The sequence below is a fragment of the Streptococcus rifensis genome (genome assembly GCF_053203525.1).
Window position 1 is genome coordinate 78,610 of sequence record NZ_JBRUCW010000006.1, and the last position, 18,379, is coordinate 96,988.

16 protein-coding genes are annotated in these 18,379 nt (G+C 42.2%); 10 read left to right on the plus strand and 6 right to left on the minus strand.

Annotated features, from left to right (window positions below):
* Positions 1-5 precede the first annotated feature (5 nt).
* From ACVRYP_RS05090 to ACVRYP_RS05100, 3 genes are all read right to left on the minus strand, one after another.
* Positions 6-842: a sugar ABC transporter permease gene (locus ACVRYP_RS05090; RefSeq protein WP_307120869.1), complete on the minus strand. Its 837-nt coding sequence runs from the start codon at positions 840-842 to the stop codon at positions 6-8.
* On the minus strand, positions 842-2,206 hold the full coding sequence (locus tag ACVRYP_RS05095) for a carbohydrate ABC transporter permease (protein ID WP_447467673.1): 1,365 nt from the start codon (positions 2,204-2,206) through the stop codon (positions 842-844). Before ACVRYP_RS05095 ends, ACVRYP_RS05090 begins: the two co-directional genes overlap by 1 nt.
* Positions 2,207-2,370: 164 nt before the next feature.
* Positions 2,371-3,630 (minus strand): extracellular solute-binding protein, encoded by a 1,260-nt coding sequence (locus ACVRYP_RS05100; protein WP_447467674.1) that lies wholly within the window; start codon positions 3,628-3,630, stop codon positions 2,371-2,373.
* Positions 3,631-3,927: 297 nt separating this feature from the next.
* Between ACVRYP_RS05100 and ACVRYP_RS05105 the strand changes: the two genes are divergently transcribed.
* The 7 genes from ACVRYP_RS05105 (at position 3,928) to ACVRYP_RS05135 (ending at position 11,937) form a co-directional block, all read left to right on the plus strand.
* Positions 3,928-4,950 (plus strand): LacI family DNA-binding transcriptional regulator, encoded by a 1,023-nt coding sequence (locus ACVRYP_RS05105; protein WP_447467675.1) that lies wholly within the window; start codon positions 3,928-3,930, stop codon positions 4,948-4,950.
* A gap of 184 nt (positions 4,951-5,134) precedes the next feature.
* Positions 5,135-6,643 carry a 4-alpha-glucanotransferase gene (gene malQ, locus ACVRYP_RS05110; RefSeq protein ID WP_447467676.1) on the plus strand — a complete coding sequence of 503 codons (1,509 nt, stop codon included), beginning with the start codon at positions 5,135-5,137 and terminating at the stop codon, positions 6,641-6,643.
* A gap of 223 nt (positions 6,644-6,866) precedes the next feature.
* Complete coding sequence (locus ACVRYP_RS05115; RefSeq protein ID WP_447467677.1) at positions 6,867-7,721, plus strand: amino acid ABC transporter substrate-binding protein; 855 nt, start codon at positions 6,867-6,869, stop codon at positions 7,719-7,721.
* 138 nt (positions 7,722-7,859) lie between these two features.
* A complete protein-coding gene (locus ACVRYP_RS05120) occupies positions 7,860-8,747 on the plus strand; it encodes a MetQ/NlpA family ABC transporter substrate-binding protein (RefSeq protein WP_447467678.1) in 888 nt (295 codons plus the stop codon).
* 70 nt (positions 8,748-8,817) lie between these two features.
* Positions 8,818-10,188, plus strand: coding sequence for a M20/M25/M40 family metallo-hydrolase (locus ACVRYP_RS05125; RefSeq protein ID WP_447467679.1), 1,371 nt, complete (start codon positions 8,818-8,820; stop codon positions 10,186-10,188).
* Positions 10,181-11,248, plus strand: a complete 1,068-nt coding sequence (locus ACVRYP_RS05130; RefSeq protein WP_447467680.1) for a methionine ABC transporter ATP-binding protein — start codon at positions 10,181-10,183, stop codon at positions 11,246-11,248. The genes ACVRYP_RS05125 and ACVRYP_RS05130 overlap by 8 nt, the downstream gene beginning before the upstream one ends.
* The gene (locus ACVRYP_RS05135; protein WP_447467681.1) at positions 11,245-11,937 is read left to right on the plus strand and encodes a methionine ABC transporter permease; all 693 of its coding nucleotides are present in this window, start codon (positions 11,245-11,247) and stop codon (positions 11,935-11,937) included. The genes ACVRYP_RS05130 and ACVRYP_RS05135 overlap by 4 nt, the downstream gene beginning before the upstream one ends.
* A 183-nt stretch (positions 11,938-12,120) precedes the next feature.
* Here ACVRYP_RS05135 and ACVRYP_RS05140 read toward each other — a convergent pair whose 3' ends face one another.
* The 3 genes from ACVRYP_RS05140 to ACVRYP_RS05150 all read right to left on the minus strand — a co-directional run bounded on the left by ACVRYP_RS05140 (position 12,121) and on the right by ACVRYP_RS05150 (position 14,388).
* On the minus strand, positions 12,121-12,561 hold the full coding sequence (locus ACVRYP_RS05140) for a hypothetical protein (protein ID WP_447467682.1): 441 nt from the start codon (positions 12,559-12,561) through the stop codon (positions 12,121-12,123).
* Positions 12,536-13,471, minus strand: a complete 936-nt coding sequence (locus tag ACVRYP_RS05145) for a phosphodiester glycosidase family protein (protein ID WP_447467683.1) — start codon at positions 13,469-13,471, stop codon at positions 12,536-12,538. Before ACVRYP_RS05145 ends, ACVRYP_RS05140 begins: the two co-directional genes overlap by 26 nt.
* 251 nt (positions 13,472-13,722) lie before the next feature.
* A complete protein-coding gene (locus ACVRYP_RS05150) occupies positions 13,723-14,388 on the minus strand; it encodes a trimeric intracellular cation channel family protein (protein WP_447467684.1) in 666 nt (221 codons plus the stop codon).
* Positions 14,389-14,835: 447 nt separating this feature from the next.
* Between ACVRYP_RS05150 and ACVRYP_RS05155 the strand changes: the two genes are divergently transcribed.
* From ACVRYP_RS05155 to ACVRYP_RS05165, 3 genes are all read left to right on the plus strand, one after another.
* Entirely contained in the window at positions 14,836-15,801 is a 966-nt protein-coding gene (locus tag ACVRYP_RS05155; protein WP_447467685.1) for a thiamine pyrophosphate-dependent dehydrogenase E1 component subunit alpha, read from the plus strand.
* A 45-nt stretch (positions 15,802-15,846) separates the two neighbouring features.
* Positions 15,847-16,842, plus strand: a complete 996-nt coding sequence (locus ACVRYP_RS05160) for an alpha-ketoacid dehydrogenase subunit beta (protein WP_447467686.1) — start codon at positions 15,847-15,849, stop codon at positions 16,840-16,842.
* A 93-nt stretch (positions 16,843-16,935) separates the two neighbouring features.
* Positions 16,936-18,330 carry a dihydrolipoamide acetyltransferase gene (locus ACVRYP_RS05165; RefSeq protein ID WP_447467687.1) on the plus strand — a complete coding sequence of 465 codons (1,395 nt, stop codon included), beginning with the start codon at positions 16,936-16,938 and terminating at the stop codon, positions 18,328-18,330.
* The last annotated feature ends 49 nt before the right edge of the window (positions 18,331-18,379 follow it).

Sequence of the window (18,379 nt, forward strand, 5' to 3'; positions counted from 1 at the left end):
AGCTTTTATTTAACCGAACCACCTGTAATGCCCTCAACATAGTATTTTTGCATATACATAAAGAGAAGGGTGATAGGAATAGCGATAAGAACAGAACCAGCCGCAAAAGACTTGAACCATTCATTGATGGTATCCCGTTCAATCATATTGAACAGACCTATGGCTACGGTGTACTTGCTAGTTGCGTCTCCTAAGATGACTCGCGCAAAGATAAAGTCAATCCATGGACCAATGAAAGCTGTTAAAGCAGTATATACAATAATTGGTTTGGATAGAGGTAAGGTAATTTTAAAGAAAATATCCTTGCGGGTAGCGCCATCTATCATTGCTGATTCATCTAAGGAGTATGGGATAGTATCGAAAAATCCTTTAACAATATAAAAACCTAAAGCAGCACCTGCTGAATAAACAAGAACAAGGGCAAACAGGGTTTGTGTCAAGTTCAAGGCCTTTAAGATAAAGTAAATGGCAATCATAGACATAAAACCTGGAAACATATTAAGGACTAAGGCCAGTTTGAGGTAACCATTGCGGTATTTGAAATTGATTCGGCTCAGGACATAAGCGACTGCTACAGTAATAAAGGTTGAAATAATTGTCGTTGCAATAGCAACAATCGTTGTGTTCATAAACCATTGGGCGAAGGGGAAGGAACTATTGGTAAACAGCTTAGTATAGTTGGCTAGAGTGAAGGTTTTAGGAATAAAATAATTCACATAAGCTGTTCCCTCACCTCTGAAGGATGTCAGAATGACCCATGCAATGGGAAAAAGCCAAATGATTGATAAGACAATCAGGATAGCATAAACAATAGCGAGAGTTAATTTTTTCTTTGATTTCATTATTTCGCCGCTCCTTGTTTGTAAGAATTTGTCCGTGTGTATGCTAAGAGACTAAAGATTGCTGAGATAGCAAAAATCAAGATACCAATAACGGATCCTAGATTATAGTCTGCTGCGGAAACGGTTAACTTATAGAGCCAGGTTACTAAAAGATCGGTTGATCCTGCTTGATAATAGTTAGAGTTTGTGGGGCCACCGCCTGTTAAAAGGAAAATGACGTTAAAGTTATTAATATTTCCAATAAATTGTTGGATGAGGTTTGGAGTCATAATCAGAAGAATCTGAGGGAAAGTGATGGATTTAAAAATCTGTAATTTATTGGCACCATCGATTTCAGCCGCTTCTAATTGTTCTTTTGGCAAGTTCATAATAATTGACGTAGCTACTAACATTGTGAAAGGAATACCAACCCACATATTAACAAAAATAATAGAGAATTTAGCCCAGGTTGGATCCGACAAGAACGGTAATGGGTTATTAAGTAGGCCAATATTCATTAAGAGAGAGTTGAGTGGACCAGCATCGTTTAGCAAGTTTCGCATAATCAAAAGGGAGATAAATTGCGGTACTGCGATTGTAATGACAAAAATAGTCCGCCACATCTTCTTAAACTTTAACCCCTTGGTGTTAATTAGGAGAGCTAGGAGTATCCCAAAGAAGAAGTTGGTTGCTGTTGCGGCAACAGCCCAAATGAGAGTCCAAGAAAGGACTGGGAAGAAGGTGCCAGCCATGCGGCCTGTAAAGACATTGCCAAAGTTTGCTAATCCAACCCAATCAAAAAGATGTTTGGGAGGGAGGTGGTTATGATCATAGCTGGTAAAAGCTAGGCTGATCATATAAACGAGGGGTAATATTGTAAAGAGAAGCACCCCAATCATAGGAATTGACATCAGGGTCATATGGAAACGGCCATCAGTCAAACTACGAAAATCATCCATAAATGTCGGGATTTTCATACCATTTTTCTTGAGGACGTACATGTTTCGAGCGCTTTTCAAATTACACCAATAAATATAGGCAAATACAAGACAAAAGATGATGGATGCTAAGCCAAAAATGAGCATCAACATGGAGTTATCACCCTTTGTAGCAACCTGAATTTTAATACCATTAACAACTTTTTCAGTCATTCCTTGGGTTTCTGTACCTAAACTTATCAGCCCTTTAACTCCCGGAACTACCTGTGTTATGAATGCAATGATGAAAAGGATCTGAGAAATTAAGAAGAGGAATCCTTTAATAAATTGTTTATTGAGCAGATTGGCTGCTCCCATAATAAGCCAGGATAATTTAATGTCCCATCCTCCTTTTTGAAAGGATTCTGGCACGGTTACTTGTTCAAAATAAACAGTATTGTTATCCATAAAAACCTCCGTAAATTAAATGTAAGAATCAGGTTTAAAGGCATCACTGCGATATCTTTAAACTTGATCTTTACTCATTTTTAAAATCTAAAAATGGGAGTGGAGTCAAGGCAGAAGATTCGCCTCGCCTGTCCACTCCCAACGATTTGATGACTTATGAAGGCTTATTTACCAGCAACATCTTGGTCGAACTGTTGGAGTCTAGCCATATAGTCTGCAGATGAAATTTTACCATTATAAACATCAGCAAGAAGAGCTTGAGCTTCTGTCCAGAAGAAAGTCATTTCGCTAAGTTTTGGCATAACAACTGTGTAATCAGTTGAAGAAGTCATGGTTGTCACTGCTTGTGCCAATTGATTAGAAGTAACAGCATCGGACGTTTGAACATCTTTGTGGGAAGGAACGATACTGCGAGTTTCAAATTGGTTAGCTTGGCTTTCAGCACTTGTTAAATGAGCCGCTAAAGCGTAAGCTGCTGCAATACGATCGATATTATCTCCTGCAGGAGCTTGGTTAACAGCATAGAGTTTAACCCCCATAAAGGCTTTTTGTTGAACTTCTTTATCACCAATTTTAATAGTAGGGTATGCTGCTACGCCAACTTTATCCTCACCGAGGGCTTCAACAGCAGCAGGATAATCCCAAGGGCCAGATTCAAAGGCAGCAACTTTTCCTGAACCGAACTCAGAAATGACATTACTTGGGTCAAGGTTGACAAAGCCAGAGTTATTATTTTGGTCTGCAATCCATTGAAGAACAGACACACCAGCTTCGTTACCCCAGTTAGTTCCAGCAGGGTCTTCTCCATCTTCTCCAAAGAGGGTGTTGCCGACAGAAAGCATCAATGGTCCTGTTGCGTAAGCATTCATTTCTTTAAAAGTAGCACCGAAAGTTGCTTTTGTAGTTATGGTTTCGTATGTTTTAACATCTTCCTCAGATAGAAGATCTTTGTTGTATATTAAAACTTGTGATTCAACACCAAATGGGAAGGCATAGGTTTTTCCTTGGTATTGAGCACCAGCTACAGCATTCTCAACATTATTTTCAGCAACTTCTGTAGCATATTGCTCTGGAATTTCTTGAATAACACCAGATTCAATTAATTGCCCGAGTTGGTCATGTGGAAGAGAGAAGACATCAGCAGCGCTTTCAGGGTCTTTCTTCACATTTTCTTGAGCTTTAGAGTCATTTGACTCAATAATCTCAACAGAAACGCCCTCATTAGCTTCCTCAAAGGCTTTTACTGTCTCTGTATAAGATGATTTCGCATCAGTTGGTACCCAAAGCTTAAGTTTGACATCTCCGCTAGCACTAGATGAGCTTGCTTCGCTAGAATCTGAAGCCCCTCCGTTACCACAAGCTGCAAGTGTTGCAACAGAGACAAGCGCTAAACCGCTCATCGCCAATTTAGACCATTTTTTCATGTTTGATTTCCTCCTACGAAATTCAAGTTAAATTTTATACTTCTATTATGCAACCGTTTTCCATAAATGTCAAGCCTTTTTAGGTAAAAAAATAAAAAAAGTTTAAAAAATCTTCAAGAGAGGGTAAAAATGAGGTTTTTAAGCTATACAATTCCAATAATTTAATAGTTAAAATTTCTTTTTTAAAATGGAATGCAACAGGTTGCATTAAATTCTTGCAAAGCTCCGACAGATGGTGTAAAATCACAATAGATGTCAGACATGATTTCGATGCAGGAGTAAGAAAGAGGTGACAGTATGGTAACGATTCGAGATGTCGCAGAAAGAGCTGGAGTTAACCCATCAACGGTCAGTAGAGCTTTAAAAGATAGCACTGCTATTTCCAAAAAAACAAAGGAAAAAGTCAAAAAGGCTATGGATGAGTTAGGCTATGTTCCCAACTTGGCGGCTAAAATGCTTGCTAGTGGCTATACCCATTCTATCGGGGTCGTTTTTCCTCCGATGACAACGCGTGACACCAAGAGTCAGCCTTTTCATATGGAAATCCTAACAGAGATTAACCATACGGCTAAGGCTAATGGCTATACGATTTCCATTGCCACAGGTGATACGACGGAGGACCTTAAAAACCAGATTCACCACATGTATATGGAGCGAAGAGTTGATGGTTTTATCCTCTTATATTCTTATAAAGATGATCCTGTTCAAGCTCATCTCTTAGCAAATAGGATCCCTTTCGTTATGATCGGGACGCCTGTCCAGCATGAGAATGAGACGACCTATGTTGATAATGATAACAAGTTAATGGCTAAGACAGCAGTTCAATATCTTCAGGAGAAAGGCCATGACCATATTCTTTTTGTAACGGATAATCTGGACGGTGAAGTCCAAAAGGACCGCTATAGTGGCTATCAATCGGGGATTAATATGCTAGGCTTAGATTCTCACGAAGCTTTGATTTTTGATCGCCATCAACCTGAAACGGTGGACCAGCTGGTTCAAGCTATCACAGATTATAAGGCGTCGGCTTTGGTCGTTATTGATGATATGCTATCGTTACGCGTTAGCCAACTCTTGTCTTACTACCAGTTGAAAGTTCCAGATGATATTTCCATTATATCTTTCAACAACTCTGCCTATGCAAAGATTATTCACCCTTATTTAACAACCTTTGATGTTAATATTGCAGCCCTAGGCCGAACAGCTTTTACACGCATTTTTGAAAAAGTTAAGAACAAGATAGATGAAAATGCCAAGGTCATTGTTCCTTTTACGCTCAAGGAGAGGGAAAGTGTCCTTGGTCGAAAGTACCTACGTTAACTTTTACAATCCCTTAAAACGACGACAATGGACAGAACACTTTTTAGGAGGATTCTGTCTTTTTTGTTGAAAATGTCTTGCCATTTCCATAAAAGTGATTTATAATAAGTCAAAACAATGCAATCGGTTGCGTATATACAGCAAGCTGTTGGTCATTTAAAATACTCTAGAAAGGAATACAGATATGAAACGTAGTAGCGGTATCTTAATGCCTATTTTTTCTCTACCAAGTCCTTATGGGATTGGTGATTTTGGCCAAGTCGCCTATGATTTTGTGGATTTTTTGGTTGAAACCCAACAAAGCTACTGGCAGATACTTCCTTTAGGGACCTTGAGTTATGGGGAATCTCCCTATCAGTCGTATTCTGCTTTTGCGGGCAATCCTTATTTTATTAGTTTGGATTTTCTGCGTGAGGAAGGCTTAATAGATGAGAAAGATTTTGATGGTTTAGATTTTGGGACCAATGATCAGGAAGTTGATTATGATATGGTTTATGCTAGTCATGATCTGCTATTAAGAAAGGCTGTCGACGCTTTTAGTGCTAGAGGGTTTAGCGCTGATTACGAAACCTTTATCTTAAACCAAAAAGACTGGTTGTTAGATTTCGCAGATTATATGGCCATCAAGGATCATTTTGGTGGGGTTTCTTGGTTAGATTGGCCAGATGAAACCATCCGCCAGAGGACGGGGATTGCTATCAGGTATTACCGTCAGTTACTCGCTGATAAATGGACCTACCATCAGGTCACTCAGTATTTCTTTTTTAAACAGTGGCATCAGCTAAAGGCTTATGCTAATCAAAAAGGCATTCAGATTATCGGAGATATGCCTATCTATGTTTCCTCAGACAGCAGTGACATGTGGCGGTCGCCCCAATACTTTAAAACGGACCAGAATGGTCATCCCTCTGTCGTTGCCGGTTACCCGCCGGATCCATTTTCAGAAACCGGGCAACTCTGGGGAAATCCTATATACAACTGGGAGGCGATGGCTAAAGACGATTATGCCTGGTGGAAAGAGCGGATGGGAATGCTCTTTGAACTCTATGATGTCGTGAGGATTGACCATTTTATAGGTTTTAATGCGTTCTGGGAGATACCAGCAGGCGACGAAACAGCAAAAAACGGGCGATGGGTGAAAGGTCCTGGCTATGACCTTTTTGAGAGCCTCAGGGAGCATTTTCGTCACTTGCCCATCATCGCTGAAGACCTGGGACTGGTTACTGAAGAAGCGAAAGCCCTCCTTGCTGTAACAGGCTTTCCGGGCATGAAAATACTGCAATTTGCCTATGATGCCCAAAATGATAGCGATTATTTGCCACATAACTGCCAAAAGCATTCGGTCGTATATACCGGAACCCATGACCACAACACGATCAAGGGGTGGTATGACGACGAAATTACTGATGAAACACGAGCGTTTTTTGATGCATATAGCCATCGCCAATCGGATGAATCAGCCAGTCAAGCGATGATCCGCCAAGCTTGGTCGGCACCATCTTACCTCGCTATCACACCGATGCAGGATCTTCTAGAATTAGATGGGACAGCTCGCATCAATTCACCGGGAACCTTGGGTGGAAATTGGAGTTGGAGGATGAAACCCCATGCCATCACAGATGATGTCATCACTACCCTAACAGAGCTCACAAAACGTTATAAACGGGAGAGAACTCCTAAGAAAAGGACATAAAGACTTTTAGGGAGAGGGGGACCGCTAGTTTATCTAGACAGGTTCTACCCTCCTCTTTTTTGATTTTTGGGGGAAATGATAAGAGCCAATAAAGAAAACCTATCACCGTGATAAGAATTCTATAAGGTTGAATCGATGGGCAAACACCCAGACTTGTGATAAGATAGACTAGTCATTTAAAACGGCTAGGTGTAAAGATTCCTAGCAAAAGAAGGAGACGACAATGAAATTGAAAAAACTTTTAACAGTTACAGGTCTAGGCTTAGCAGCAACACTTTTGGCTGCATGTGGCTCATCTAATGATTCAACAGCTGATAGCTCTGCATCAAGTGAAGCATCTGCTGAAAAAACAAAAATCTACTTGGGTACAAATGCTTCTCCAAAACCATTTAACTACGAAGACGAAGATGGCAACTTGACAGGTTACGAGTTCGAAGTGGTTAAAGCAGTTTTTGAAGGACTTGACCAATATGAGTTGGAATATGAAGTAACAGAGTGGTCTTCAGTCTTTGCAGGTCTCGACTCTGACCGTTACCAACTTGCGGTTAACAATATTTCTTATACCGATGAACGTGCTGAGAAGTATCTTTACTCTGTGCCAACAGCGTCAAACCCGCTTTCTATGATTGTTCCTAAAAACAGTGAGATTACTGGTTTGGATGACATTGCTGGCAAGTCAACAGAAGTCGTTCAAGGAACAACAACTGCGACTCAGTTGGAAAAATACAACGAAGAAAACCCGGATAGCCCAACAACCATTAACTACACAAGAGATTCGATCCAAGCTATCTTGAACCGTTTGAACGATGAGCAACACGATTACAAACTCTTTGAAGGAATTGTAGCTCAAACGATCGCGGATGACCAAGGTTTGGATAACTTGAAGGTTATCGATCTTCCTGCTGACACTCGTCCTTTGATCTACATCATCTTTGCGGATGGTCAAGAAGAGTTACGTGACCAAGTCAACGAACGTTTGAAAGAATTGGAAGCAGACGGAACATTGGCCGAGCTTTCAGAAAAATTCCTTGGTGGTAACTACGTGCCATCAGCGGACGAATTGGTTGCACCAAACTAATTTTAATCATATAGTTTAAAACTATACCTACTACTACTTAATAAGTATTTGTCAAGGATTTCAAAATATGGCAAACTAATTAAGTAGTCTTTTTGATAAAGACAGTTATCAAGCATCGCAATTTTAAGGAGAATACCTATGACATTTAAAAAATGGTTAACCGTATCTGGACTAGCTCTTGCCTCAGCTGCTCTTTTAGCTGCATGTGCCCCAGCTTCAAACTCATCTAGCTCCTCTAACGCATCAGATTCTGATGCTACAGAAGTTTTGGTTAAGGTTGGTGTTATGACCATGACTGAAGCTGATGAAGACCGTTGGGACAAAATCGAAGACGAGCTGGAAGTAGCGGGTCACAACATCGATATCGAATTTACACAATTTACCGATTACTCACAACCTAACCCAGCAGTTGCTGAAGGTGAAGTGGATATCAATGCTTTCCAACACCACAGCTTCCTCAATAACTGGAACAAGGAAAACAATGGTGACTTGGTTGCCATCTTAGATACTTATTTGAGTCCAATCCGTCTCTACTCAGGAACTGAAAATGGTAAGAATAAGTATGCATCAGTGGATGAGCTTCCTGAAAATGCTACCGTTGCTATTCCCAATGATCCGACTAACGGAAGCCGCGCTCTTTATGTCTTGCAATCGGCTGGATTGATTGAACTTGGTGTTTCTGGTGATACATTTGCGACTGTTGCCGATATTACTGATAATCCTAAAAACATTACCATCACTGAATTGGACGCTAGCCAAACAGCTAATTCATTGATCGATGTGGACGCAGCGATTGTTAACAACTCCTATGCAGTTCCAGCTAACTTGGACTACAAAAACGCGCTTTATGTAGAACAAAAAGATGAAAACTCACAACAATGGGTCAACATCATCGCAGCTCCAAAAGATTGGAAAGACAAAGACAATGCTGAAGCGATTCAAGCGATTCTTGACGCTTACTACACAGACTCTGTGAAGACTTCTATTGAAAAAGAATCTGACGGACTTGACTTGCCAGTTTGGTAATTTGTATGGAACAGGACGGGGAGCGTGTGGAGACATACGCTCCTTGGTTTATTTTTGGAGGAGAAAAGACATGACCTTAACAGAGAAAGAATTGTTGGAAGCCTTTGAAGCTGATAAGATTGCTCAGCGTTATTTTGACCATTTAAAGACCTTGATTCGTAAAAAATCCATCTTTGCCCAGCAAATCGGTTTATTAGATGTGGCGACTTATTTAAAGGAGCTTTTTGAAGAGGCTGGTGCAACGGTTACCTTAGATAATCATTATGCGGCGCCTTTTGTGATGGCTAAATTTTCATCTCCTAAGCCAAATGCGAAGACTTTGATTTTTTACAATCATTATGACACGGTTCCGGCAGATGCTGATCAACCTTGGACAGCTGACCCCTTTACCTTGTCTGTTCGTGAGGGGTATGCCTATGGGCGAGGCGTTGATGATGATAAGGGGCACATCACGGCCCGTCTTTCAGCAGTTGTCCGCTATCTACAGGAGCATCAAAGCCTGCCGGTCAATATTATCTTTATCATGGAAGGGGCTGAGGAATCGGCGTCTGTTGATTTGGACAAATACTTAGACGACTATCAAGAGGAGCTAAAAGGAGCAGACCTTCTCGTGTGGGAACAAGGTATTCGCAATAACTTAGGGCAACTGGAGATTTCTGGCGGCAATAAAGGGATTGTGACCTTTGATCTGACCGTGGATTCAGCAGAAGTCGATATACATTCTTCTTTTGGAGGGGTCATTGACTCGGCTTCTTGGTATCTTCTGCAAGCGTTGACGACTCTAAGAGACCGTGATGGGCGCATTCTCGTTCCTGGACTAGTAGACAAGGCTAAAGTTGCGACAGAGCGTGAACTCGCCTTGGTTGAGCAATTTGCCCAGCGTCGCCCTGAAGGGGTTCAAGCCGTTTATGGCCTTAAACTGCCTCTTTTAAAGGCAGAGCGAGAAGATTTTTTAAGGCATCTCTTTTTTGAGCCCTCTATTAACATCCAGGGTATCCAAACGGGTTACCAAGGGCAGGGGGTCAAAACGATTTTACCGTCCAAAGCCAGTGCTAAGATGGAAGTACGCTTGGTGCCAGGATTGACACCGGACGGTGTTTTAGATACAATAAAACAGCATTTGGCTAAAGAGGGCTTTGAAAAAGTTGTGGTCACTAAAACGTTAGGTGAGATGAGTTACCGTAGCGATATGTCAGCCCCTTCTATTCTTAATGTGATTGCGGTAGCAGAAGCATATGAAGGGCGAGAAGTGGCGGTTTTACCGACATCACCAGGAACAGGTCCCATGCATACAGTTTTTGACGCCCTCGGTGTCCCTATCGCTGGCTTTGGCTTGGGCCATGAAAAGAGCCGTGATCACGGAGGGGATGAAAATATACGTCTCGCGGATTATTACAGCCATATCCAATTAGTAGAAAGATTAATCAACAGTTATGAGTAAAGCAATTATTCAGTTAGATCATATTGATGTAACCTTTGAGCAAAAGAAACGCCAGATAGATGCGGTCAAGGATGTCACCATTCATATCAATCAAGGCGATATCTATGGGATTGTCGGTTATTCTGGTGCAGGAAAATCGACTTTGGTGCGTGTCATCAATTTGTTGCAGGTTCCGTCAGCAGGGAAAATTTCCATTGATGACGATGTCATTTATGATGAAAAAGTCCTCTTAAAGAGTAAAGAGTTAAGGGCTAAGCGTCGTGACATTGGTATGATTTTTCAACATTTTAACCTCATGGCGCAGTCTACTGCTGCTGAAAATGTCGCCTTTGCTTTGAAACACTCTGGCTTATCAAAGGATGAAAAGGCAGCAAAGGTCGCTAATCTTTTAGAACTAGTAGGCTTGTCCGACCGTGCAGACAACTACCCAGCCCAGCTGTCTGGCGGGCAGAAACAGCGGGTGGCCATTGCGCGTGCGCTGGCCAATGACCCTAAGATTCTGATTTCAGATGAAGCGACTTCTGCCCTTGATCCTAAAACGACCAAGCAGATTTTGGCCCTCTTAAAAGAGCTCAATGAGAAGTTGGGATTGACCATTGTACTGATTACGCATGAAATGCAGATTGTTAAAGACATTGCCAACCGTGTGGCGGTCATGCAAAATGGTCACCTCATTGAAGAAGGTTCGGTTCTCGATATATTCTCAGGTCCTAAACAGGCCTTGACCCAAGATTTTATTAAAACCGCCACTGGGATTGATGAAGCCATGGGTAAAATTGTTCAGCAAGATGCCGTCAAATACCTGCCTCAAGGGAGTCGTTTGGTTCAGCTTAAGTATGCTGGCCAATCGACGGATGAGCCAATCTTGAATGATATTTATGCTAAATTCTATGTGAAAGCTAACATTCTCTTTGCTAATATTGAGATTTTAGACGACACACCCGTTGGGGAGATGATTGTGATTTTATCAGCGACAGATGACAAGGTGGACCAAGCGACTCAAGCCTTGCAAGAGGCTAGTGTCAGTGTTGTGGTATTGAAAGAAGGTGGCCATCAATGATAGAATGGATTCAAGAGAACTTGCCCAATGTTATCAAAATGGGCTGGGAAGGACAGGCAGGTTGGGGAACCGCTATTTATGCGACCTTATACATGACCTTTTATTCCTTTATTATCGGAGGGATTATGGGCCTATTAGGAGGACTCTTCTTGGTACTAACAGGCCCTAGAGGTGTGATTGCTAATAATTTCTTCTATCAAATTCTAGATAAAATTGTTTCTGTTTTTCGGGCCATCCCATTTATTATCCTCCTTGCGCTCATTTCTCCGGTGACACGGGCCATTGTCGGGACTAGGCTTGGAGCGACGGCAGCCATTGTTCCGCTGTCCTTGGCTGTTTTTCCCTTTTATGCTAGACAAGTTCAGGTTGTTTTAGCAGAGTTGGATGGTGGGGTGATTGAAGCAGCTCAAGCTAGTGGTGCCAATCTTTGGGACATCATCTTGGTGTATCTCCGTGAGGGCTTGCCCGACCTGATTCGCGTCTCAACCGTGACGCTGATTTCCCTCATCGGGGAAACGGCCATGGCTGGGGCAATTGGTTCAGGAGGGTTAGGAACCGTAGCTGTTTCATACGGTTATAACCTTGGCCGACAGGATGTCACGATTGTCGCAACAATCCTCATTTTGATTCTTATCTTCAGTGTTCAATTTGTCGGGGATTTCCTGACACGTAAAATCAGCCACCGGTAACGATACAAAAAACATCTCTAAGGCGCTCTTAGAGATGTTTTTATGTGGATTTTAGGATTTTGGAAAAGAATTCTTTAAAAACGAGAGTTGGAAATGGAATAGCCATCATTAGGAACATGTATGGTGTAAGGTTAACTTGGGTTGCTCTGGTATTCTTAGACTTCTGTCTATTTTTTGAAAATCTTATGCCTTGGAATGACGTGCTAGTCTAGACGGATGACTAGCATTGTGAGAGGTTTTTTTGGTCTGAGTGAGGCCGGTTAGTAGGCTCATGGCTAAAAAGACTATTGCGGCATACCAGTAAGGCTGTTCCATGCTTGTTGATCGACCGGAAATCTCAATGATTCCCTTAATCAAGCAGCCACTTGCAATAATCCCTAGAGTGGAATTAAAAAGAAGTAGGGACAAGCGGTTGGTTAGCCAGGTCATCTGCCAAAGGCTTAGAAAGCAAAGCACCATGCCAGCTAACGGCGCAAGGAACATGAGGCGCATGTAAAGGGAAGATTCGCCGTAGCTGAAGTGTTCATAGATAAACGTGAAGACAATGGAAAAGACTGTCAGCCCGAGGTAGGCAAAACCGGCTTTTCGGAAGCTGTGATTAGTAACCGATGTAAACAATATCACTCACCGCCCTTTCTTTGATGGTATTTCCGTTGGTAGTTGGATTGTTAATGATCTGACCGTTGAAGTACATGGTCGATGACCCGCCGCCGTCGAGATTATAGGCAGTGGTCACGCCATAGGATTGCATGATTTCAGCCATCTCATAGAGGGTTAAGCCAGCAGACGCATCTGTCCTGCCGTCAGAAACAATGATGATATAGTGGAGGCTGCCGTCCTCTTCCTCGATGATACCGATGGCCGTCCGAGGGTTGTCAGACATAGCTCTACCGACTTCATCGCTTGAAGAAACAGCTATCTCGCCATTTGAGACCAAGGTTGGACCAAAGGCAAAGGTATTGACCACACCACTATCGAGCAAGGCCTGAGCAGTGGTGTCCTCTTCGTTGAAGGTTTGGAAGCTACCATCTGCATACACAGCTAGGTCCTCGTATTCAGAACTTCGAGAAGTGTCGCGGTAAATCACACCGTTTTTAATGACATAGCCCGTCTCATTGGCACCGTAATAATCACCGTTAACAGCAAAGATAGCATTGTTAGAGCTCGCAATAGCTGATGTAGTCTCCGTTATATTAGTCCCAAAAGTGTTTTGAGCGAGTGCTGTTTTAAGATACTCAGCACTGGATAGCTCAATATCGGCCACATAGTAGGTCGTGTCTCCATTACTTTCGGTAGTGATGGTAATAGAGATATTGTCATCTTGATAAGAGCTATCAGTCACCGTTGCTTGACCTGAAGAAGCAGCCTTGCTAGTGGTTGTATCAGAACTTGAAGTTGTGGCGTTGGTTTGGGCGACAACGACTTGACTAACGGCTGATGGAATCACAAAGGTTTTGAGCAGAGAATAAGTATTTGCTCCTACAAGAATAGAACTAAATAGGATAGTATAGGCATGTTTTTTAAAAAATGACATAACATCCTCCTCTCTAAAGGTATATGCTTAAAGTCTACCGTCAGTGTCTAAAATGAAGCTGAAAATTTTCTGAAAGAAACCTTAAGTGGCTGTGTTTAGAGATGGTTAGTAGCTAAAATGGATGACGGTTTGAGGACGACGGAGTGAAAAGGCTCCGCTTTACACCAAAAAAGCAGAAAACTGGCGTTTTCTGCTGGGCATTTGACGAATCCTATGTGCTTGAGGCGAACCATCGGGACAAAATTTTCTTACTATCTCAATTGGTTGGGTTTAGGATTGAAACCAGGAAGGTTGACCTTGTAGCGAATGACAATGAGTCTAATAACCAAACAAATGATAAATAAGGCAATGTAAACTGGAATTTCAGGAAGTCTTAAATTGACGACTAGGAGGTGGTAGCAGATGCCTGCACCAAAGGCCAAGACCGCATAGATATCTGCCTTGAGAACGATGGGGACCTCGTTGACCAAGAGGTCTCGTATAATCCCTCCTCCGACCCCAGTTAGGGTTGCTAGGAGGCCAGAAGTCATTGGATTCATCCCCATTTCAACCCCTTTGCTGGCACCGATTAAGGCGAAGATAACCAAGCCAATGGCATCAAAGGTCAGGTTGGTGATGGTTAAAAAGGTATAAAGTTTATGGGTCCGAGGCTGATCCACTTTTTGGCGAATGACAAAAGCATACATTAATAGCGAAACGACGATAGACAGGTAAATCGGTTTTGGGTCGACCAAGGCCACCGGAATCTCTGAGAGCATCATATCCCGGAGTATGCCGCCACCACAAGCTGTGATGATGGCTAATAAGGTAAAGCCAAACAAATCCAATTGGTGTTTAAATCCTTTTGCAGCACCAGAAACAGCAAAGGCAATGGTCCCCAAGTAGTTGCACAGGGTTAAAAAAAGTTCGAAAGTCACAAAAAACCTCACACTGATGTATCGTAATCTCATTATGACCTCAAAAACTTGGAAGAACACTAAATATGAGATGAGCTATTTAACAGACTAGAATCTCATAGATTTTTTTGGCAAGAGTGATCTTAATCTAAGAGACAGGGTTATTATATCAAAAAAAGGAGAAAGAAGGTTAACGATAGGTTTTAAAAAGGTTGTCAATGTCGAAAAAAAAGATGAAAAAGGAGATAGGTTTTCAAAAAGTTTGTGAATATTTTAGATATTATGATGGAAGAGAGGAATTTATTTTCAAAAAATGCGAAAAAAGTCACAATTAATAATAAAAAAACAGGAAATTTAAAGCATTTTCAGAGAATAGAAAACTAATATGGGAAAATGGTTCAAATACTTGAACTTTGTGAAAAATTGCAATAGAATTAAGAGGTATAAGAATAATCCTTGGAGGACAAAATGACAAAAATTTCTAAAGAAAAACACCTGGATATGTTCCTTAAGATGCAACGTATCCGCGATGTGGATTTGACCCTTAACAAATTGGTGCGTCGTAACTTTGTACAAGGGATGACTCATTTCTCAGTTGGTGAAGAAGCTGCAGCTGTTGGCGCTATGGCTGAGTTGACATACGATGACATTATCTTCTCAACTCACCGTGGTCATGGTCACTGCATCGCAAAAGATATGGATCTCAACAAAATGATGGCTGAACTTGCAGGTAAAGCAACAGGTGTTTCCAAAGGTCGCGGTGGTTCTATGCACTTGGCTGATATCGAAAAAGGGAACTACGGAACCAATGGTATCGTTGGTGGTGGTTTTGCCTTAGCGACTGGTGCAGCTTTAACGCAACAATACACAGGGACTAAGAATGTTGTCATTGCCTTCTCAGGTGACGGTGCAACCAACGAAGGGTCATTCCATGAGTCAGTCAACATGGCTGCGACTTGGAAATTGCCAGTGATCTTTTTTATTACAAACAATCGCTATGGTATCTCAATGGATATTTCAAAGGCGACTAACACGCCTTATCTCTACACGCGTGCGGAAGCCTATGGAATTCCGGGTCACTATGTTGAAGACGGGAACGACGTTCTTGCGGTTTATGAAAAAATGAAAGAAGTCGTTGAGTATGTTCGTGCTGGTAACGGTCCTGCGATCATAGAAGTGCAGTCTTACCGTTGGTTTGGTCACTCAACAGCTGATGCGGGTGTATACCGCACCAAGGAAGAGGTAGATGAGTGGAAAGAGAAAGATCCACTAAAAAAATACCGTGCTTACTTGACTGAAAACAAGATTGCCACTGATGAAGAGTTAGATGCTATCGTGGCTCAAGTGAAGAAAGAAGTTAACGATGCCGTTGAATTTGCCCAAAGCAGTCCTGATCCAGACCTCTCTGTTGCCTACGAAGACGTTTGGGTTTAATACAGAAAAGACTAACTGACAATTCGAAAGGAATAGACAAATAAAATGAGTGAAACAAAAGTAATGGCCTTGCGTGAAGCAATCAACTTGGCCATGTCAGAAGAAATGCGCAAAGACGACAAAATCTTCCTGATGGGTGAAGATGTCGGTATCTATGGTGGTGACTTTGGTACCTCTGTTGGTATGCTTGCTGAATTTGGTGAAAAACGCGTTAAAGATACGCCTATCTCAGAGGCAGCTATCGCAGGTGCGGCAGTCGGTGCGGCCATCACTGGCCTTCGTCCAATCGTTGACTTGACCTTCATGGACTTCATCACGATCGCTATGGATGCTATTGTCAACAACGGTGCTAAGAACAACTACATGTTCGGTGGTGGTATCAAGACACCTGTAACCTTCCGTGTGGCATCAGGTTCTGGTATTGGTTCAGCAGCGCAACACTCACAAGCACTTGAAGCATGGTTGACACACATTCCTGGGATTAAGGTTGTCTCTCCAGGAAATGCTAACGAAGCAAAAGGATTGCTCAAGTCATCTATTTTGGATGACAATATCGTTCTTTTCATCGAGCCAAAAGCACAGTACGGTAAAAAAGAAGAAGTAAGCCTTGACCCAGAATTCTATATTCCACTTGGCAAGGGTGACATCAAGCGTGAGGGTACAGATGTGACCATCGTTTCTTACGGTCGCATGCTTGAGCGCGCTCTACAGGCAGCCGATGAATTGGCTGCAGAAGGGATCAGCGTTGAGGTTGTTGACCCGCGTACCCTTATCCCATTGGATAAAGAAATGATCATCAACTCTGTTAAGAAGACAGGCCGTTTGGTCTTGGTCAACGATGCCTATAAGACAGGTGGCTATATCGGAGAAATTGCAGCAATGGTATCTGAAAGTGAAGCCTTTGACTACTTGGATGCACCGATTGTTCGTGTAGCCAGTGATGATGTCCCTGTTCCTTATGCATCTATTCTTGAAAATGCAATCTTGCCAAACGTTGAGAAAATCAAAGCAGCGGTTAAAAAGACTGTCAATAAAGGTTAATCAAGTATACACTTACTGGTCAAGCATCGCTGTGACCAGTAAGGTTTTGTTTGACGTAAAGAATGCAAACCAAGACTAGGAAGGAAACCAAACATGGCTATTGAAATTATTATGCCTAAACTCGGTGTGGACATGCAAGAAGGTGAAATCATCGAGTGGAAAAAACAAGAAGGCGATATGGTCAATGAAGGCGATATTCTTCTTGAAATCATGTCTGATAAGACAAACATGGAGCTTGAAGCAGAAGATTCAGGTATCCTGATTAAAATTGTAAAAGGTGACGGTGAAACCGTTCCTGTTACGGAAGTTATCGGTTATCTTGGAGCAGAAGGTGAAACTGTCGACACAGAAGCTATTGTTACAGCAGGCTCTCCAGCCGTCAGCGATGCTCTTGTAACGACAACTGAAGATGTTGCTCCAGTAGCAGCACAAGCTCCTGTTACTCCTGCTGCTAAACCACAAGGTGGCGGAAAAGTTCGAGCAACTCCAGCAGCACGAAAAGCAGCTCGTGAGCTCGGTATTGACCTCGGCTTGGTTTCAGGAACGGGTGCTCTTGGCCGTGTTCATAAGGATGACGTTGAAAACTTCAAGGGTGCTCAACCGAAAGTAACACCACTGGCACGCAAGATTGCCGAAGACAATGGCTTGGATCTTACAACTTTAGTTGGTACTGGTGTTGGTGGTAAGATTGTGAAAGAGGATGTTCTAGCAGCAATCACTCCAGTTCAAGCCACAGCTCTAGCAGAAGCAAAAGCAGCGGAAGCGCCAGCTAAAGAATTGCCAGAGGGTGTTGAAATTATTAAGATGAGCGCGATGCGTAAGGCCATCTCGAAAGGTATGACCCATTCCTACTTGACAGCACCAACCTTCACGCTCAATTACGATATCGACATGACTAACCTCATGGCTCTTCGTAAGCAAGTTCTTGAGCCAATCATGAACAAGACAGGTCTTAAAGTAACCTTTACGGACTTGATCGGTCTTGCAGTTACCCGCACATTGATGAAACCAGAACACCGCTACATGAACGCCTCATTGATTAACGATGCTAATGATATTGAACTCCATAAATTTGTTAACCTTGGTATCGCAGTTGGCCTTGATGAAGGTTTGATCGTACCAGTTGTTCACGGTGCAGAAAAAATGAGTCTTTCTGATTTCGTTGTGGCTTCTAAAGATGTCATCAATAAGGCTCAGTCTGGTAAGTTGAAATCTGCTGAAATGTCAGGTTCGACCTTCTCTATCACCAACTTGGGAATGTTTGGAACGAAAACATTTAACCCAATTATCAACCAACCAAACTCAGCTATTCTTGGTGTCTGCTCAACTGTTCAAACACCGGTTGTTGTGGATGGCGAAATCAAAATTCGTCCAATCATGGCCCTTTGCTTGACCATTGATCACCGCTTGGTTGACGGTATGAATGGTGCTAAGTTCATGGTAGATCTCAAAAACCTCTTGGAAAACCCATTGGAGTTGTTGATTTAAACCGTAGCATTGGCAACCAAGTCAGTCCTAAAAAGACTGGACTGATAAA

Bases quoted from the DNA above. Each gene is read 5' to 3' on its own strand.
- ACVRYP_RS05120 (WP_447467678.1), top strand. From the start codon at position 7,860: ATGACATTTAAAAAATGGTTAACCGTATCTGGACTAGCTCTTGCCTCA.
- ACVRYP_RS05105 (WP_447467675.1), top strand. From the start codon at position 3,928: ATGGTAACGATTCGAGATGTCGCAGAAAGAGCTGGAGTTAACCCATCA.
- ACVRYP_RS05130 (WP_447467680.1), top strand. From the start codon at position 10,181: ATGAGTAAAGCAATTATTCAGTTAGATCATATTGATGTAACCTTTGAG.
- ACVRYP_RS05155 (WP_447467685.1), top strand. From the start codon at position 14,836: ATGACAAAAATTTCTAAAGAAAAACACCTGGATATGTTCCTTAAGATG.
- ACVRYP_RS05095 (WP_447467673.1), bottom strand. From the start codon at position 2,206: ATGGATAACAATACTGTTTATTTTGAACAAGTAACCGTGCCAGAATCC.
- ACVRYP_RS05135 (WP_447467681.1), top strand. From the start codon at position 11,245: ATGATAGAATGGATTCAAGAGAACTTGCCCAATGTTATCAAAATGGGC.
- ACVRYP_RS05125 (WP_447467679.1), top strand. From the start codon at position 8,818: ATGACCTTAACAGAGAAAGAATTGTTGGAAGCCTTTGAAGCTGATAAG.
- malQ (WP_447467676.1), top strand. From the start codon at position 5,135: ATGAAACGTAGTAGCGGTATCTTAATGCCTATTTTTTCTCTACCAAGT.
- ACVRYP_RS05090 (WP_307120869.1), bottom strand. From the start codon at position 842: ATGAAATCAAAGAAAAAATTAACTCTCGCTATTGTTTATGCTATCCTG.
- ACVRYP_RS05160 (WP_447467686.1), top strand. From the start codon at position 15,847: ATGAGTGAAACAAAAGTAATGGCCTTGCGTGAAGCAATCAACTTGGCC.
- ACVRYP_RS05100 (WP_447467674.1), bottom strand. From the start codon at position 3,630: ATGAAAAAATGGTCTAAATTGGCGATGAGCGGTTTAGCGCTTGTCTCT.
- ACVRYP_RS05115 (WP_447467677.1), top strand. From the start codon at position 6,867: ATGAAATTGAAAAAACTTTTAACAGTTACAGGTCTAGGCTTAGCAGCA.
- ACVRYP_RS05145 (WP_447467683.1), bottom strand. From the start codon at position 13,471: ATGTCATTTTTTAAAAAACATGCCTATACTATCCTATTTAGTTCTATT.
- ACVRYP_RS05165 (WP_447467687.1), top strand. From the start codon at position 16,936: ATGGCTATTGAAATTATTATGCCTAAACTCGGTGTGGACATGCAAGAA.